We start from the raw sequence: 16,428 nt of genomic DNA, 5'->3' as shown, positions 1-16,428 counted from the left end.
CAGACAAAAAAACTGACTTAAAAAAGCCAGTTTTAACCTTCAAATACCCAACTATCAGTTGTTCCTTCAAAAATTCGTGAAACCTCTTTTGGACCCATTGAACCACTTTGATAAGCAAATGGTTTTTGAGCATCTTCTTGCCAAGTTTTTTCAATTTGATCAATAAATTCCCACGTTGTCTTCACTTCATGCCAGTGAACAAAGTTTGTTCTATCTCCAATTAAGAAATCATAAAACAATTTTTCATAAGCATCTGGAATTTGTGCAACTTCATCTTTTGAATAAGCAAATTTCATTTGTAGATTTGATAAATCAGTTTGTGATAATTGCTTACCATTTAAAGTGACCGTTAATTTGTTTTCCGGATCGATTTCAATTGAAATAATATTATCTTGATTTTGTTCGAACAACTCATGTGATGATTTCAAAACTAAATCAACACGCGTTGTTTTTTGAGATAGCTTTTTACCTGTACGAACATAAAAAGGCACGTTTTGTAAAGGACCTTGATCAAACATCAACTTACCTGCAACAAAGGTTTCCACTTTTGAATTAGGTGAAACTTGTTCTTCTTCAAGATAACTTTTTTCAGAGCCATCTCCTTGATACTGACCACGTACAAAGTAACGGTTAACTTGATCTGAATCATACATTTGAATACTGTTTAACACATCTTGTTTAGCTTGATGAATATCTGTTGATGTTAATGAAGCGGGTTTTTTCATTGCAACCTGTGACGCGATTTGGAAAATATGATTTTGCACCATATCTCTCAAAGCTCCCGCTGTTTCATAATAACCACCACGATTTTCAACGCCTAAACTTTCAGCTAATGTGATTTGGACATTTTTGATGTGGTCACTATTCCAAATAGATTCAAATAATGGATTAGTCAATCTCAAGTACATAATATTTTGGACCATTTGTTTACCTAAGTAATGGTCAATACGATAGACATCTTGTTCTGCAAAAGAATTTCCAATTTGTTGGTTCAATACTTTAGCGCTTTCAAGATCGTGTCCAAATGGCTTTTCGACTACTAAACGATTATAGCCACTGTCTGTCACCAAGTTTTGAGCTTTTAAATGTTGTGAAATAGTGCCAAAGAATTGTGGTGACATTGCTAGATAAAACGTACGGTTACCTTGGGTATCAAATTTTGCTTCTAATTGTTCAATTTTGTCATTCAGTTCAATATAGTGACTTTCATCGATCACATCATGTGACTGATAGAAAAAGTGGTGACTAAAATCTGCGACCACTTTATCGTCAACATTTTGAACATTTTCGATAATGGCTTGACGAACCGTTTCTTGAAAATAATCGTCACTCCAAGGACGTCTAGCTGTTCCAACAACAGCAAAATTTTCTTGAAGTGCACCCTTACGGAACAAATTAAATAGGGCTGGATAAAGTTTGCGATGGGCTAAGTCTCCTGAACCACCAAAAATCACAAACAAAACGGGTAAGTTTTTTTTCATAGTTTTCACTCCCTCATCGAAGTTCATACATTCTTATAGGTCTCTAGGCGTATTGTACCTGTTTTAAAAAGAAAAAACACCCTTAGGTGTTTTCCTCAAACGACTAATCTTCTTTTTCTTGGTCTTCTTTAGTTGTTTCTTTTTTTGTATCTAATTCTTTTGTTTCATCATCTTCAGTTGTTGTTTGAACTTCTTCACCTGGAGTTACTTGGCGAATAGCGCTACGTTCAAATGTTAAAAATAAGTTATCGGCATCAATTGTGATTGTTTTGCCATCTTCGTTGATGCTTTCAATTACACCATGAAGACCGCCGATTGTGATGATTTTGTCACCTTTTTTCATTGCTGACATTTTTTCTTGACGTTCTTTTTGTTGCTTTTGAGCTGGACGAATCATAAAGAAGTAAAATCCAACTGCAATCAATATCAAAATAATAATACTATAATCCATAAGGGCACCTCGTCTAATTTTTCTTACTAAAAGTTCATATGTTTACTATTATAACCGTAATTTTCAAAAAATTCAGCCCTAAAATCAGCTAAACGGTCATTTTTTATAGCTTCACGAACCTGCTTCATTAAGTCTAACAGAAAATAAAGGTTATGATAACTAGTTAGATGAATTCCAAAAGATTCTTTTGCTTTTAGCAAGTGACGAATGTACGCTCTTGAATAATTGCGACAAGCATAACAATCACAATTATCATCCATTGGACCAAAGTCACGTGCATAAGCCGCATTTTTGATAACAAGACGGCCTTTTGAAGTCATGACTGTCCCATTACGTGCAATTCTTGTTGGCAAGACACAGTCAAACATATCAACACCACGAATTACACCATCAATCAAAGCATCCGGTGTCCCAACACCCATTAAGTAACGTGGCTTATCTTCAGGTAACTCTGGCACAATGTAATCAAGAACTTGATTCATTTCTTCTTTTGTTTCACCGACACTCAATCCTCCGATTGAATACCCAGGAAAATCTAGACTTACAAGATCACGTGCACTTTGCTTACGCAAATCTTCATACCCGCCACCTTGAACAATACCAAACAATGCTTGGGTGTCTGGATTTTTATGAGCTTTAAGACCACGTTCAGCCCAGCGAGTTGTGCGATTCACTGCTTTTTGCATCTCGGCATAATCACTATGGAAATCCGTTAGCATGTCCAAACTCATAATAATATCGGCACCTAAGTCGTTTTCCACTTGAATTGCTTTTTCAGGTGATAAAAACATTGGCTTTCCTGATAAATGATTTTTGAAGGAGATACCTTCCTCATTAAACTTCACGTTATCAGTTAAAGAAAAGGCCTGAAATCCGCCAGAATCAGTTAAAATTGGGTGATTCCAGTTCATAAACTTATGCAATCCGCCAGCTTCTTTAACAATTTCTTCACCAGGTCTTAGCCACAAGTGGTAATTGTTTGCCAAAATAATTTGGGCACCCACTTTTTCTAAGTCTTCTGGTGACATTGTTTTGACAGTTGCTTGTGTTCCTACAGGCATAAAAATTGGTGTTTGAAAGGTGCCATGCGGTGTTTTAACCTCTCCTAAACGTGCGCCTGTTTGTTTATCAACATGTAATAATTTATATTCAATTGCTGCCATTAATTTATTATTCCTATTCTGTTTTTAATTAATAAATAAACATTGCATCCCCAAAACTGAAAAAGCGATAACGTGCTTCTACAGCATGACGATAAGCATTCAAAATATTATCTCTACCCGTAAAGCTCGCCACAAGCATCACCAAAGTAGATTTTGGTAAGTGAAAATTAGTAACAAAAGCATCGACGGCTTTAAACTCATAACCTGGTTTAATAAAAATATCAGTCCAACCACTATCAGCTTTTACCTCGCCATCAAAGCGACTGGCAATGGTTTCGAGTGTCCGAATGGTCGTTGTACCAACAGCGATAACACGTCTACCTTCTGCTTTAGCCTGACTAATTAGCTTAGCATTGTCATCATCCAATTGGTAAAACTCACGATGCATTTTATGTTCATCAATATCACTAAAGACAACCGGTCTAAAAGTGCCCAGTCCAACATGTAACGTCACATAAGCTAAGTGAATGCCTTTTTGTTCAATCCTAGCTAATAAATCAGGAGTGAAATGCAGCCCTGCTGTCGGTGCTGCTGCTGAACCATTTTCCTTAGCATAGACAGTTTGGTAGCGGTCATTATCTTCCAAGTGTTCTTTGATATAAGGCGGCAATGGCATTTGACCAAGCTGTTCAAGTACTTCTAAAAAGATTCCTTCGTACGAAAACTCGATTTGAAATTTACCTTTCTCGCGTCTTTCGTTAACTACTGCGGTCAACTGACCGTCACCAAATTCTAGTTCATCACCCACATGAATTTTACGTGCTGGTTTGATTAAAACTTCCCAATTATCACCTTGCTCTTGTGCTAACAATAATAATTCAATATGACCATGGGTTTTAGCTTTTTGACCATATAATCGCGCAGGCAAAACTCGTGAATTATTCATCACCAAAACATCGCCTGCTTGCAATTCATCAATTAAGTCATAAAAATGACGGTCATTCAACTCACCCGTTTGATGATTCAAGGTTAATAGTCGAGAATGATCTCTTTGATCAAGTGGGGTTTGCGCAATAAGTTCTTCTGGCAATTCATAATCAAATTCATCTATTGATTGCATGTTATCTCTCCGTTAATTTAATACCTAAATGATCATAGGCCTTGGCAGTAACCGAACGTCCTCTAGGTGTTCTTTTAATAAACTCTTTTTGTAGTAAATAAGGTTCGTAAATAGTTTCAACGGTTTCTTGATCTTCACCGATATTAGCTGCTAGTGTTTTGATGCCGACAGGACCACCCTGATAGGTTTCAATCATCATCATTAACAACTTGCGGTCAACTTGATCAAGTCCTGCTTCATCAACTTCCAACTGATCCAAGGCTTGCTGTGTTGTTGCTAGACTAATTTCTACTTCTTCTTTAACTTCGGCAAAGTCACGCACTCGCTTTAATAAACGGTTACTAATACGAGGGGTTCCTCTTGAACGTTTTGATAGCTCGTGAGCAGCAGCTTCACTAATTTTAGAATTAAAAACTAAAGAGGAACGCTCAATAATATGCTGTAAATCTTCTTCTTCGTAATAATTCATATGTTCTATAATTCCAAAACGATCTCTTAATGGAGCGGATAATTGCCCAGCTCTAGTTGTTGCACCAATCAAGGTGAAAGGTGGTAGTGGAATGTGAACAGGATGAGTCCCCTCACCTTGACCAATAATGATATCAATATAGAAATCTTCCATAGCTGAGTACAAAACTTCCTCAACTGTTTTAGGAAGTCGATGAATCTCATCAATAAATAACACATCTCCTGGATTAAGTTCCGTTAATAATGCCACCAAGTCACCTGCTTTTTCGATAGCAGGTCCTGTTGTACTGCGTAATTTAACATCCAACTCATTAGCAATTACAAAAGCTAACGTTGTTTTACCTAATCCTGGTGGGCCATAAAGTAAAACATGATCTAATGACTCTTGTCTTTTCTTTGCGGCTTGAATATAAATTGACAACTCATCTTTCACTTTATGTTGACCAATGTATTGGTTTAAGTACTGTGGTCTTAAAGAAAGCTCAAGGTTCTTGTCATCTTGGGTCGCTTCTTGATTAATTAATCGATCACTCACAGGTTAACTCCTTTCTATTTTTTTAGTAGTAGTTTAAGCCCTTCTTTAACGTATTCATCAACTTTATTCAGTTGAGCTTGTTTTAATTTTGGACTAATTTTATCAATTTCACGTTGGGTATAACCTAATGCTTGTAGTGCTTGCAAGCTTTCATCGAATTCTTTTGAACTTGAAGTTAGTTGACTATCTGATTTATCTGAAATTGTAAATAAATCATCTTGATAAATTGCCATTTTACCTTGTAAATCAAGTACAATTTGCGAAGCGGTTTTCTTACCAATACCAGGAAATTTCATTAAATATTTGATATCTCCTGAGTCAACAGCTTCAGCAAGTCCACTGACATCTTCACTAGCCATAATTGCTAAAGCACTGCGTGGTCCTATCCCACTAACACGATTTAACAAATTAAACAATTGCTTATCTTCTAAGCTCTTAAAACCATATAATGTCAGTTCGCTTTCTCTTACAATTTGTTCAATAAAAATCTGTGCGGACTCATCTTGCTTGTAGTGATAAGGATACGGTGTCAAAACAAGATACCCAACCCCATTATTTTCGAGCACAATATACTCGGGCTTAATTGAGACAATTGTCCCTTTTAAATATTCATACATTATTATTCTCCTATTTCGCCATCATCGCGTTGATGGCTTTGCTGAATGCGACGGAACATTTTTTCAATATCAGTTTGGCTGAAATGAATAAGCACGGGCCGACCATGAGGACAGTTATACGGATTCTTTGCTTGAGAAAGTTGATCAAGTAATGACTGTGCCTCTGACGGTTTAATATAATGATTGGCTTTAATTGCATTTTTACAACTCATCATAATTGCTGTTTTTTCTCTAAACTGTTTTAAAGTTAGTTTTGGATTATCTAAAATGGCATCAATCATTTCTCGAATCAAACTTTCTTGATTTTCAACCATCCATGTTGGGTGCGAATTAATAATAAACGTATTTCCCCCAAATGGGCGTAACTCAATTCCTAGCGTTTGCAGTTCTTTTAGATAGTTTTGAACCTTTAAATAATCTGAACTAGACAATTCAAGTGTCATTGGTGTTAAAAATGTTTGTTGGTCATTTGAGACTTCAGCAATCGTTTCACGATATTTTTCATAGTTCAAACGCTCTTGAGCAGCATGTTGATCAACTAGATACATCCCGTCATCACTTTGTGCGATTAAATAGGTTAAATGTACCTGCCCTACAAAGTATAAGTCTGGAAATGACGATGTTTTCGTTTCTTGTACTGCTTCTAACGGTTGATCTGTTTTAGTTTCCTCTTCAAAGGGATGCGTTTGAACTTGCACTTTAACATTTTCATTCCAAGTTTTCGATAATTTAACTTTATCATTTTCATTAATTTCAAAAGACTCGTCGGCTTCTTCGATTTGATAATACTTTTGACCATTTGGATAGTTGAACTGACGCGGTTTATTTTTTGATAAGGTCAAATCTGTCTGCTGATAAGTAGGCTGAGATTTAGCTGGTCGAACTAGGTTTTCGAGACCATCTTGAACCAAGTTGTTCTTTGCAAGTGTTTGCTTAAAAGTTTGCTCAATTAACTCTTTTAATTGGGCTTCTTTTGAAAGACGAACTTCTTGTTTAGTTGGGTGCACGTTGACATCGACCAAATTTGCGTCCATCTTGATATTCAACACAACAACTGGAAATCTTCCTACCATTAGTTTACTACCATAGCCACTGATGATACTTCTCGATAATTGATAGTTTTTGATAAATCGACCATTTAATAATATCGACATATAGTTACGGTTCGATCGTGTCATTTCAGGTAATGATAAATAACCTAAAATTTCAAAATCCATATTTTCTGATGAAAATGGAATCATCTTCTGCGCAATTTGACGACCATAGATATTGGCAATATTCTTTTTTAAATCGCCATCTCCTGTTGTTTGGCTAACTCTTTTTGATCCATTAAACAATCGAAATGATAAGTTAGGATAACTTAGAGCTAGTTGATTGACAACATCAATCATCTTAGCAATTTCTGTCTTTTGTGATTTTAGATACTTTAGCCTTGCCGGCGTATTATAAAATAAATCATTCACAACCACTTGCGTTCCTTTTTTGGCAGCAATTGGCTCTTTGGACTTGATTTCACCGTTCGATATTTTGGCTTTGACACCTTGAGTCTCACCGGTATTTGTTAAAATCTCAACTTGTGAAACAGCCGCAATACTTGATAATGCCTCGCCTCTAAAACCCAATGTTAAAATATTAAACAAATCGTCTGTTGTCGTTATCTTACTTGTCGCATGACGTTTAAATGCTAAAGGTAAATCATCTTCTGCAATTCCCAATCCATTATCAGAGACGATAATTTGTTTCAGTCCACCTTCCAAAAACGTAACATCAATTTCAGTTGCGTTAGCATCTATCGCGTTTTCAACCAGTTCTTTAACAACTGAACTAGGTCGCTCGATTACTTCACCCGCAGCAATTTGATCACTTAATTTTTGAGAAAGTTCTCTAATTTGTGTCATCTTGCAACTCCTTACTTTTGCTAATCTTTGGACAATTGTTGTTGCCAGTCATTAATTAGATTCATTAATTCAAATGGTGTTTTATTCATTAAATTGACAGATTTAATTTCATCAATAATTTGATTATCGATTTTTGTTATACTGTCACTTTGCACTTTGGTTTGCGTTTTTTCAACAACTGGTTCAGGTTTAAATAAGTCCATTTGATTGTCATAATCTTGACTACCTTGGTGCACATCTTGGCTTTCAAATTCTTGTAGCATTTCATTAGCTTGATTAATAACTTCTTCAGGTAATCCTGCTAATTTAGCAACATGTATCCCATAAGATTGATCAGCTGGACCTGCAATAATCTTGTGTAAGAATGTTAATTTGCCATCTTTTTCACTAGCACCAACGTGAACATTTTTAAGATGTGGTAACTCTTGGTCTAAAGTGGTCAATTCATGATAGTGAGTCGCAAACAACGTTTTAGCACCTACTTTTTGGTGCAAGTATTTAATAATAGCACCTGCTAGAGACATGCCGTCATAAGTAGCAGTCCCTCTTCCAATTTCATCAAACAAGATTAATGATTTAGAAGTCGCGTTCTTTAAGGCTTGATTTGCTTCATTCATTTCAACCATAAAAGTAGATTGTCCTGAAATCAAATCATCTGCCGCACCAATACGCGTAAATACCTTGTCAAAAATGGGCAATTTGGCTGATAAAGCTGGTACAAATGATCCAACTTGATTCATAATCGCAATCAATGCCATCTGTCGCATATAGGTACTTTTACCGGACATGTTAGGACCTGTTATTAGGAAAATATCGGTATCCTCACCCATTTCAATATTGTTAGGGATATATTGATCATTTTCCAAAACAGCCTCTACGACTGGGTGGCGCCCATCTTGTACTTCAATAACATGGTCGGTTGTCAATTGAGGTCTAACTAATCTCTTATCTTCAGCTAAAATACTGAAACTAGTTAAAACATCTAAAGCCGAAATACTATGAGATAGTTGCTGTAGCAATTTAATATGACTTTTGACTTCATCACGTAAAGCAACAAATAATTCATATTGATAATCAACGGAATTCGTTTGTGCTTGCAAAATCAAAGTTTGCATTTCCTTTAATTCTGGCGTTAAGTATCGTTCAGAATTAGAAAGTGTTTGTTTTCGTTCATAACGTTCAGGTACTTTGTCCTTATGCGTATTGGTTACTTCCAAGTAATAGCCAAAAACTTTGTTATAACCAATTTTTAGACTTGGAATATTTGTGGCTTCTTTTTCTTTTCGTTCCAAATCGGCTAACCATTTTGTCCCATTATGCATGGCATGATAATAGTCATCTAGTTGTTGATCAAAGCCTTCTTTAATTAAGCCACCTTCGGTAATTAATATTGGTGGATCATCAACAATAGCCGTTAGAATTTTATGACCTAAATCAGATAAGTCGACTATTTCATCTGCATATTTTTGTAAAAACTCATTATCTGAGCTGTCCAATAACTGAATAATTTTTGGAATTTGACTCAATGACTGCCCTAATTGACGCATTTGACGACCATTAATGTTTCCAAAAGCAACCCGTCCAGTTAAACGTTCTAAATCATAAACATTTTTGAGCGCATCACTAATTTCTTCTCTAATAAAGAAGTCATCAAGTAAAGCTTGAACCATATTTTGACGATATTGAATATCTTTTTCTAACACTAGTGGGCGTTCTAGCCAATGCTTCAATAGTCGGCTTCCCATAGCTGTTTTGGTCTTATCCATTAACCAGTATAGTGACCCCATTTTCTTATGATTTTTACTAGATTGTGTGACCTCAAGATTTTGTTTAACAATATGACTCATTTGCAAATATGATTTTGCTTCATAGCTCTTTGCGATTTGCAAATGAGCAAGTTGGCGTTTTTGAGTTTCAACAATGTACTGAATAAGCTGTCTTGTAGCTGACAACTCACTATGATTATTTAATCGTTGAATGACAAATTCCTGTTCACTCACGCCTTGTGACTCAGTTACAGGAGCTGATACTAAAATATTAGCTTTTTTTAATATCGACTGCTGAGCTTGTGTGAGTTCACCAGACCAAATTACTTCTTTTGTTTGTAGTGATAGCAATTCATTAAATACTTCTTCAAATGAATCAAAGTGAGTGGTTTGGACTTCACCTGTTGCCAAATCCGAGTAACTCAAGCCATATGCTTCTTTTTCAAAAGTAACAGAAGTCAAATAGTTATTTTGAGTAGCCTGTTCTGGTTTTTCATCCATCATAGTCCCTGGTGTAATCAATTGCACGACTTCTCGTTTAACCATTCCTTGGGCATCTTTTGGGTCTTCAACTTGATCACAAATTGCCACTTTATAACCTTTATCAACTAAACTATCAATATAATTTTGAATGGCATGATGTGGCATTCCTGCCATTGGTATTCTATTTTCGGTATTTTTGTTGCGGTAAGTTAACGTTAATTCTAGTAACTTTGCACCTAAAACCGCATCTTCTTCAAAAAGTTCGTAAAAGTCACCGACACGATAAAATAAAAATGCATCCGCATACTTTTCTTTGATTTCATAATATTGTTTCATCATTGGAGTTTGTGATTTTGCCATAGTTATCGTTTCCCTTTTTTATTTTCACTTTAATTATAACAAAAAATAAGGAACAATTTATGTCCCTTATTTAACAGATTAATTTATTTTTTTAGATGATAGCTATAAGTTGAAACAATGATATTTTCATGTTTGCTAAAGGCTTGTCTCAATCTTAATGCTGTCTGATTATGCAATGCAAATTGCCATTGTTTGTTTGGAACAAACTGTGGAATCAACACTGTAGTTGAAAAGTTACGTTGCTGTGCATTTTTTGATATCACACCAGTAAACCTAACAACAGGTTTAATAACTGAACGGTAAGATGAATGAACATCCACGAAACGGATATTCGGGAAGTCTTTTCTAAACTGTTCTTGCGTTTCACGTTCTTTGTCTGGATTTTCGTCCATTGAAACATGCATCGCAATTACATAATCTCCAATTGATTGTGCGTAAGCAATTGCACCCTTCGTCACTTGTGTAACATTTGAAACTAGCACAATAACTGTTGAGCCATCATAATGGTGATATTTAGCACCTTCTTGTTCTAGTCGTAACTGTTCGGCAACGTTTTCATAGTGGTTTCTAATTTTGTAGAAGAACCAAACTAAGAATGGCATAATCACGAATAGTGGCCAAATTTCGCCTAGACGAAAGACAATTAAAATCATCAAAATTGCAAAAGAGATAAATGCCCCAACAAAGTTAGCAAATGCTTTTGCCATCCAATGTTTAGGCTTTTCTTTATACCATTTTACAATCATACCACTTTGTGACAGCGTAAATGGAATAAACACTCCTGCTGCATACAGTGGGATTAATTTTGAAGTTACTCCACCAAATAGTGTAATTAAAATAATTGAGCCGATTGCTAGCGTTAAAATACCATTTGAGTATGCTAGTCGATCACCACGATCCATATAGTTATGTGGTAAGAACTTATCCTTGGCTAGATTTGATGACAACACTGGGAATGCTGAAAATCCAGTATTAGCTGCAACAGCCAAAATAAAGGCAGTCGCAAATTGAATAATGTAATAGAAAATGTTTTCGCCACCAAATGTTCTGGCAGCAACTTGAGAAAGTACGGTTACTTTTTCTTCAGGTACGATACCGTACCAATAGTTTAAGAATGTGATACCCGCAAAGAAAATCCCCAAGATAACAGCCATAATAGTTAAAGTTCCAGCGGCATTTTTAGCGCGAGGCTTCTTGAAAAATGGCACCGCATTTGAAATTGCTTCAACACCAGTTAATGATGATGACCCACTTGAGAAAGCTTTTAAAACTAAAGCTGCCGTTATCCCTGGCACAACACCACCAACAGGAGATGCAGCGTGATAAGGAATTTGACCTGACATAATTTTGAATAATCCCACACCAATCATGAGTAAAATTGACCCAATGAAAAGATAAACCGGAATCATTAAGAAATTAGCAGATTCACTTAATCCACGTAGGTTTAAGACAGTTAAAATAACAATAATTGTAATTGCGATTGCAACTTGATGCCCGTAGAGAGCCGGTATTGCTGAGGTAATCGCTTCAGAACCAGCCGAAACACTAACCGCTACCGTTAATATATAGTCGATTAATAGTGCACCACCAGCAACTAATCCTGATGATTTCCCTAAGTTATCACTAGATACCTTGTAGGCCCCACCACCATCTGGGTAGGCATGAATAATTTGACGGTAAGAAATAGTTAAGGATAGTAGTAACACTAAAACAAAAAAGGCAATTGGTAGTGAATACCATATTGCGGCTGCAGAAAGTGTTACCAGCACCATTACAATTTCTTCAGTACCATAAGCCACACTAGATAAAGCATCTGAACTCAACATTGCAAGTGCTTTGAATCTCGTTAGCTTTTGGTCGCCTTCTTCATTTGATTTCAAAGGTTTTCCTAAAATCAAACGTTTAAATTGTCCCATCACGGGCACCTCCACATAATGAACTTTTTCAATAACTTCACAAATATTACGCTATTTGATAAATAAAATCTACCATAAATTTTAAAAAAATTTAACATTTATATCAGCGCTATTGTGACACACAAAAAAGCCTACGGCAAGTTTTAACTTCCATAGGCTTCTTTTTATAAAATTAATAGGTTACATCATACCCATTCCTGGGTTCATAGGTTGATGACTTTCTTCACTGTCTTTTTCAACTTCAGTTACAACAGCTTCAGTTGTTAACATTAACGCAGCAACAGATGCGGCATTTTGTAATGCTGAGCGTGTTACTTTAGTTGGATCAATGATTCCAGCTTCAATCATACTAGTCCATTTGTCAGTTACAGGGTCATAACCCACTTCTGGATCTTCATTGTTCAAACGTTCTACAATAACAGAACCTTCAAGACCTGCATTCGTTACAATTTGACGAACAGGTGCTTCAAGCGCTGCTTTAACAATGTTGATACCAGTTTGAACATCGCCAGTTTCTTCAAGAGAAGCAACAGCTTTGACAGCGTTAGCAAGTGCAGTACCACCACCAGCAACGTAACCTTCTTCAACAGCTGCACGCGTAGCATTTAGTGCATCTTCAATACGGTATTTGCGTTCTTTTAATTCGGTTTCAGTTGCTGCACCAACTTTAATTACAGCAACACCTCCAGCTAATTTTGCTAGACGTTCTTGTAGTTTTTCACGGTCAAAGTCTGAAGTTGAATCAGCAATTTGTTTCTTCAATGTATTAACACGTTCTGTAATAGCTTCTTTATCGCCTGCACCTTCAACAATTGTTGTATTATCTTTGGTTACAGTAACGCGACCTGCTTGTCCGAGTTGATCTAGTTTTGTATCTTTTAATTCTAATCCCAAGTCTTCTGTAATAACTGTTGCACCAGTAAGTGCAGCAATATCAGCTAGTTGTTCTTTGCGACGATCACCAAATCCTGGTGCTTTAACTGCAACAACATTGAAAGTTCCACGGATTTTGTTCAAAACAAGTGTTGGAAGCGCTTCACCATCAATATCGTCGGCAATAATCATCAAGGCTTTACCTTGTTGAACGATTTCTTGTAATAAAGGCAAGATTTCTTGAATATTTGAAATTTTCTTATCAGTAACTAAGATGTAAGGGTTATCAAGATCTGCTTCCATTTTATCGTTATCAGTTACCATGTATTGTGAGAGGTAACCACGGTCAAATTGCATCCCTTCAACCACACTTAATTCTGTTTCAATTCCTTTTGACTCTTCAATTGTGATAACACCATCATTACCAACTTTTTCCATCGCATCTGCAATCAAACGTCCAACTTGTTCATTAGCTGCTGAGATTGACGCAACTTGTGCGATTTCATCTTTATTAGCCACTTTGTGTGACATTTTATGTAGTTCTTCAACTGCTTTTTTAGTAGCTAATTCAATTCCTTGGCGAATACCCACAGGGTTAGCACCAGAAGTAACATTTTTTAGTCCTTCTTGAATAATTGCTTGTGCCAAAACAGTAGCGGTTGTTGTCCCGTCCCCTGCAATATCATTCGTTTTTGAAGCCACTTCAGCTACTAATTTAGCTCCCATGTTTTCAAAGTGGTCTGCTAATTCGATTGATTTAGCAATCGTTACCCCATCATTAGTAATTTCTGGAGAACCATAGCTTTTTTCTAACACAACATTGCGACCTTTTGGTCCAATTGTTGCTTTAACGGTGTCAGCTAATTTGTTAACACCACGTAACATTGCACGACGTGCATCTTCTGAAAATTTAATTTCTTTTGCCATTTTAACTTCACCTCATTAAAAAAATTAATCAATAATTGCTAAAATATCGTTTTCTTTTAATACTAAATAATCTTCATTTTCATATTTTAAAGTTGTACCTGCGTATTTATCGTAATAAACGTTATCTCCAACTTTAACAGTCAATGGTAATCTTTGACCGTCACGAGTTCGAGCACCTTGCCCAACGGCGATAACTTCACCAACTTGAGGTTTGTCTTGAGCACTGCTTGCTAGTACAATACCTCCAACTGTTTCTTCTTCATCTTCTTTAACTTTTAAAATCACGCGATCAGCAATAGGTTTTAACATTTAATTTCCCTCCTACAATAATTAGCACTCTTATTTATCAAGTGCTAACTTCTAAATAAATAATATCATCTTTATGAAAAAGTGCAAGTTTTTAGCAGAAAAAAAGTAGAATGCTAAAAATTGGTTAAAATCCCTTATCAAGCACCGAATTATGATATGCTAAACAGTGAATAAAAATGAGGTGAAATAATGATTATCTTACAAGGACATCAATTAGCACGCCACTTTGGTAGTGATGTGTTATTTGAAAATCTAGATATCGAAATTCAAAATAAAAGCCGTATTGGTCTAGTCGGTCCAAACGGTGCAGGTAAAAGTACACTGCTCAAAATGATTACAGGACAAGAAGAGCCTTCACTTGGTCATATTTCGACACCTAAGAATATTGAAATTGGCTACATTGCCCAAGAGCATAATTTTGACACTAATCAAACTATCTGGGATGAAATGCTTCAAGTTTTTACCCCTTTAATTGAACTAGGTAATAAAATGACTGAAGTTCAAGAACAGCTAGCTAAGCAATCTCAACCAGATGAAGAGCTGTTACAACGCTATGATCAAATGCAGTACGATTATCAAATTAATGGCGGTTTTACTTACGAAACCGATATTAAAACGGTACTAAATGGGTTTAAATTCGATGAATCAACGTACCATCAAGAGATAAGTACATTATCAGGTGGTGAAAAAACCAGACTTGGTTTTGTGAAGCTCTTGCTTAAAAAGCCAGACTTGTTGGTATTAGATGAACCAACTAACCACTTGGATGTGGACACTTTAACCTGGCTTGAAACCTTCTTGAAAAACTATTCAGGTGCTATCTTAGCTGTTTCTCACGATCAGTACTTCTTAGACGCTATTACAACTGAAATCTATGAATTAAGCTTCAAAAAGTTAACGCATTTTACTGGTAATTACTCAAAATATGTTGAGCAACGTGAATTAATGGATCGTCAAAATCAAGAAGCTTACGAAAAACAACAAGCTGAAATCAAAAAACAAGAAGACTTTATCCAAAAAAATATCGTACGTGCTTCCACAACCAAACGTGCGCAAAGTCGTCGTAAACAACTTGATAAAATGGAACGCATTCAACCCCCTAAACATCAAAGTCAAATGACAATGAAATTTAATGTTGAAAAGCAAAGTGGTAAAGAAGCTCTCCTTATTAACCATATGAGTGTGGGATACGAAAAAAACGAACCTATGATTAATGACATTAACTTACAAGTCAACAAGCATAATCGTGTTGCTATCTTGGGAGCTAATGGAATTGGAAAAAGTACCCTACTAAAAACTTTAGTTAAACAGCTCGAACCGCTTGCTGGTAGCTACAAGTTTGGTGCTAACGTTTCAGTTGGTTTTTATGATCAAGAAATCTCACAATTTAATCCAAAAGAAACAGTTATTGATACTGTTTGGAACCGTCATCGTTTAACACCCGAAAAAGAAATCAGAAGTGTCTTAGCGAGTTTCTTGTTCGGCGCTGATGATATCGAAAAAAGCGTGGGTCAACTTTCAGGTGGACAGCGTGCGCGTCTTGCTTTGACCGTTTTATCAATGGAGAATCACAACTTCTTGATTATGGATGAGCCTACTAACCACTTAGATATTGATGCAAAAGAAGTTCTCGAAAAAGCACTTCGTGATTTTGATGGCACACTTGTCTTTGTATCCCATGACCGTTACTTTATTAACGAACTAGCTACAACTACAATTGAAGTCAAAAATAATCAGGCTTACGTCTTCGATGGTAACTACGATTACTATTTGGAAAAGAAAGAACAAATTATCAAGCCAGATGATATTGCCCTTCAACAAAAGACAACTAAAAATAATAGTGGTGGTAAAGAAGACTATGCCCTACAAAAGAAACGCCAAGCTGAACTTCGTAAAATTGAGCGTGGCATTGCCCAAGCTGAAGAAAATATTGAAAAATACGAAAGTGAAATTGCAGCTATCCAAGAACAAATGGCTAAGCCTGAATATGCTACAGACTATAGTAAAATGTCAGAATTTCAGTCAGAAATTGATGCAATCAATGAAAAATTGACAACCGAAAATGACAATTGGGAATATTGGCTAACTCAACAAGAAGAAAACGAATAAAAAGACAAGGAC

12 protein-coding genes are annotated in these 16,428 nt (G+C 36.0%); 1 reads left to right on the top strand and 11 read right to left on the bottom strand.

What is annotated here, in order from left to right; translation table 11 throughout:
• Positions 1-32: 32 nt before the first annotated feature.
• The 11 genes from zwf to groES all read right to left on the bottom strand — a co-directional run bounded on the left by zwf (position 33) and on the right by groES (position 14,307).
• Complete coding sequence (zwf, locus tag JNUCC80_RS01685) at positions 33-1,481, bottom strand: glucose-6-phosphate dehydrogenase (protein WP_454153119.1); 1,449 nt, start codon at positions 1,479-1,481, stop codon at positions 33-35.
• Between the two features lie 103 nt (positions 1,482-1,584).
• Entirely contained in the window at positions 1,585-1,932 is a 348-nt protein-coding gene (gene yajC / locus JNUCC80_RS01680; RefSeq protein ID WP_454153118.1) for a preprotein translocase subunit YajC, read from the bottom strand.
• A gap of 26 nt (positions 1,933-1,958) precedes the next feature.
• Complete coding sequence (gene tgt / locus JNUCC80_RS01675; RefSeq protein ID WP_454153117.1) at positions 1,959-3,095, bottom strand: tRNA guanosine(34) transglycosylase Tgt; 1,137 nt, start codon at positions 3,093-3,095, stop codon at positions 1,959-1,961.
• A gap of 28 nt (positions 3,096-3,123) precedes the next feature.
• Positions 3,124-4,155 carry a tRNA preQ1(34) S-adenosylmethionine ribosyltransferase-isomerase QueA gene (gene queA / locus JNUCC80_RS01670; protein ID WP_454153116.1) on the bottom strand — a complete coding sequence of 344 codons (1,032 nt, stop codon included), beginning with the start codon at positions 4,153-4,155 and terminating at the stop codon, positions 3,124-3,126.
• 1 nt (position 4,156) lies between these two features.
• On the bottom strand, positions 4,157-5,158 hold the full coding sequence (gene ruvB, locus JNUCC80_RS01665) for a Holliday junction branch migration DNA helicase RuvB (protein ID WP_454153115.1): 1,002 nt from the start codon (positions 5,156-5,158) through the stop codon (positions 4,157-4,159).
• Between the two features lie 14 nt (positions 5,159-5,172).
• Positions 5,173-5,775 (bottom strand): Holliday junction branch migration protein RuvA, encoded by a 603-nt coding sequence (gene ruvA, locus JNUCC80_RS01660; protein WP_454153114.1) that lies wholly within the window; start codon positions 5,773-5,775, stop codon positions 5,173-5,175.
• A gap of 2 nt (positions 5,776-5,777) precedes the next feature.
• Positions 5,778-7,673 (bottom strand): DNA mismatch repair endonuclease MutL, encoded by a 1,896-nt coding sequence (mutL, locus tag JNUCC80_RS01655; protein WP_454153113.1) that lies wholly within the window; start codon positions 7,671-7,673, stop codon positions 5,778-5,780.
• A 20-nt stretch (positions 7,674-7,693) separates the two neighbouring features.
• Positions 7,694-10,282 (bottom strand): DNA mismatch repair protein MutS, encoded by a 2,589-nt coding sequence (mutS, locus tag JNUCC80_RS01650; protein WP_454153112.1) that lies wholly within the window; start codon positions 10,280-10,282, stop codon positions 7,694-7,696.
• Positions 10,283-10,365: 83 nt separating this feature from the next.
• Positions 10,366-12,198, bottom strand: coding sequence for an APC family permease (locus JNUCC80_RS01645; RefSeq protein WP_454143211.1), 1,833 nt, complete (start codon positions 12,196-12,198; stop codon positions 10,366-10,368).
• 180 nt (positions 12,199-12,378) lie between these two features.
• Positions 12,379-13,998, bottom strand: a complete 1,620-nt coding sequence (gene groL, locus JNUCC80_RS01640; RefSeq protein WP_454153111.1) for a chaperonin GroEL — start codon at positions 13,996-13,998, stop codon at positions 12,379-12,381.
• Between the two features lie 24 nt (positions 13,999-14,022).
• Positions 14,023-14,307, bottom strand: a complete 285-nt coding sequence (gene groES, locus JNUCC80_RS01635) for a co-chaperone GroES (protein ID WP_454153110.1) — start codon at positions 14,305-14,307, stop codon at positions 14,023-14,025.
• 189 nt (positions 14,308-14,496) lie between these two features.
• Here groES and JNUCC80_RS01630 point away from each other — a divergent pair, with 189 nt between their 5' ends.
• Positions 14,497-16,416 (top strand): ABC-F family ATP-binding cassette domain-containing protein, encoded by a 1,920-nt coding sequence (locus JNUCC80_RS01630; RefSeq protein ID WP_454153109.1) that lies wholly within the window; start codon positions 14,497-14,499, stop codon positions 16,414-16,416.
• Positions 16,417-16,428: the final 12 nt, after the last annotated feature.

It is taken from the genome of Holzapfeliella sp. JNUCC 80, from assembly GCF_053667655.1.
The sequence above is the reverse complement of the archived record's forward strand: the minus strand, read 5'-3'. Positions and strand labels throughout refer to the sequence as shown.

What these genes read in the sequence shown, in the direction of transcription:
- JNUCC80_RS01630 (WP_454153109.1), top strand. Translation starts at nt 14,497, where the DNA reads ATGATTATCTTACAAGGACATCAATTAGCACGCCACTTTGGTAGTGAT.
- zwf (WP_454153119.1), bottom strand. Translation starts at nt 1,481, where the DNA reads ATGAAAAAAAACTTACCCGTTTTGTTTGTGATTTTTGGTGGTTCAGGA.
- ruvA (WP_454153114.1), bottom strand. Translation starts at nt 5,775, where the DNA reads ATGTATGAATATTTAAAAGGGACAATTGTCTCAATTAAGCCCGAGTAT.
- queA (WP_454153116.1), bottom strand. Translation starts at nt 4,155, where the DNA reads ATGCAATCAATAGATGAATTTGATTATGAATTGCCAGAAGAACTTATT.
- groES (WP_454153110.1), bottom strand. Translation starts at nt 14,307, where the DNA reads ATGTTAAAACCTATTGCTGATCGCGTGATTTTAAAAGTTAAAGAAGAT.
- mutS (WP_454153112.1), bottom strand. Translation starts at nt 10,282, where the DNA reads ATGGCAAAATCACAAACTCCAATGATGAAACAATATTATGAAATCAAA.
- tgt (WP_454153117.1), bottom strand. Translation starts at nt 3,095, where the DNA reads ATGGCAGCAATTGAATATAAATTATTACATGTTGATAAACAAACAGGC.
- JNUCC80_RS01645 (WP_454143211.1), bottom strand. Translation starts at nt 12,198, where the DNA reads ATGGGACAATTTAAACGTTTGATTTTAGGAAAACCTTTGAAATCAAAT.
- yajC (WP_454153118.1), bottom strand. Translation starts at nt 1,932, where the DNA reads ATGGATTATAGTATTATTATTTTGATATTGATTGCAGTTGGATTTTAC.
- groL (WP_454153111.1), bottom strand. Translation starts at nt 13,998, where the DNA reads ATGGCAAAAGAAATTAAATTTTCAGAAGATGCACGTCGTGCAATGTTA.
- mutL (WP_454153113.1), bottom strand. Translation starts at nt 7,673, where the DNA reads ATGACACAAATTAGAGAACTTTCTCAAAAATTAAGTGATCAAATTGCT.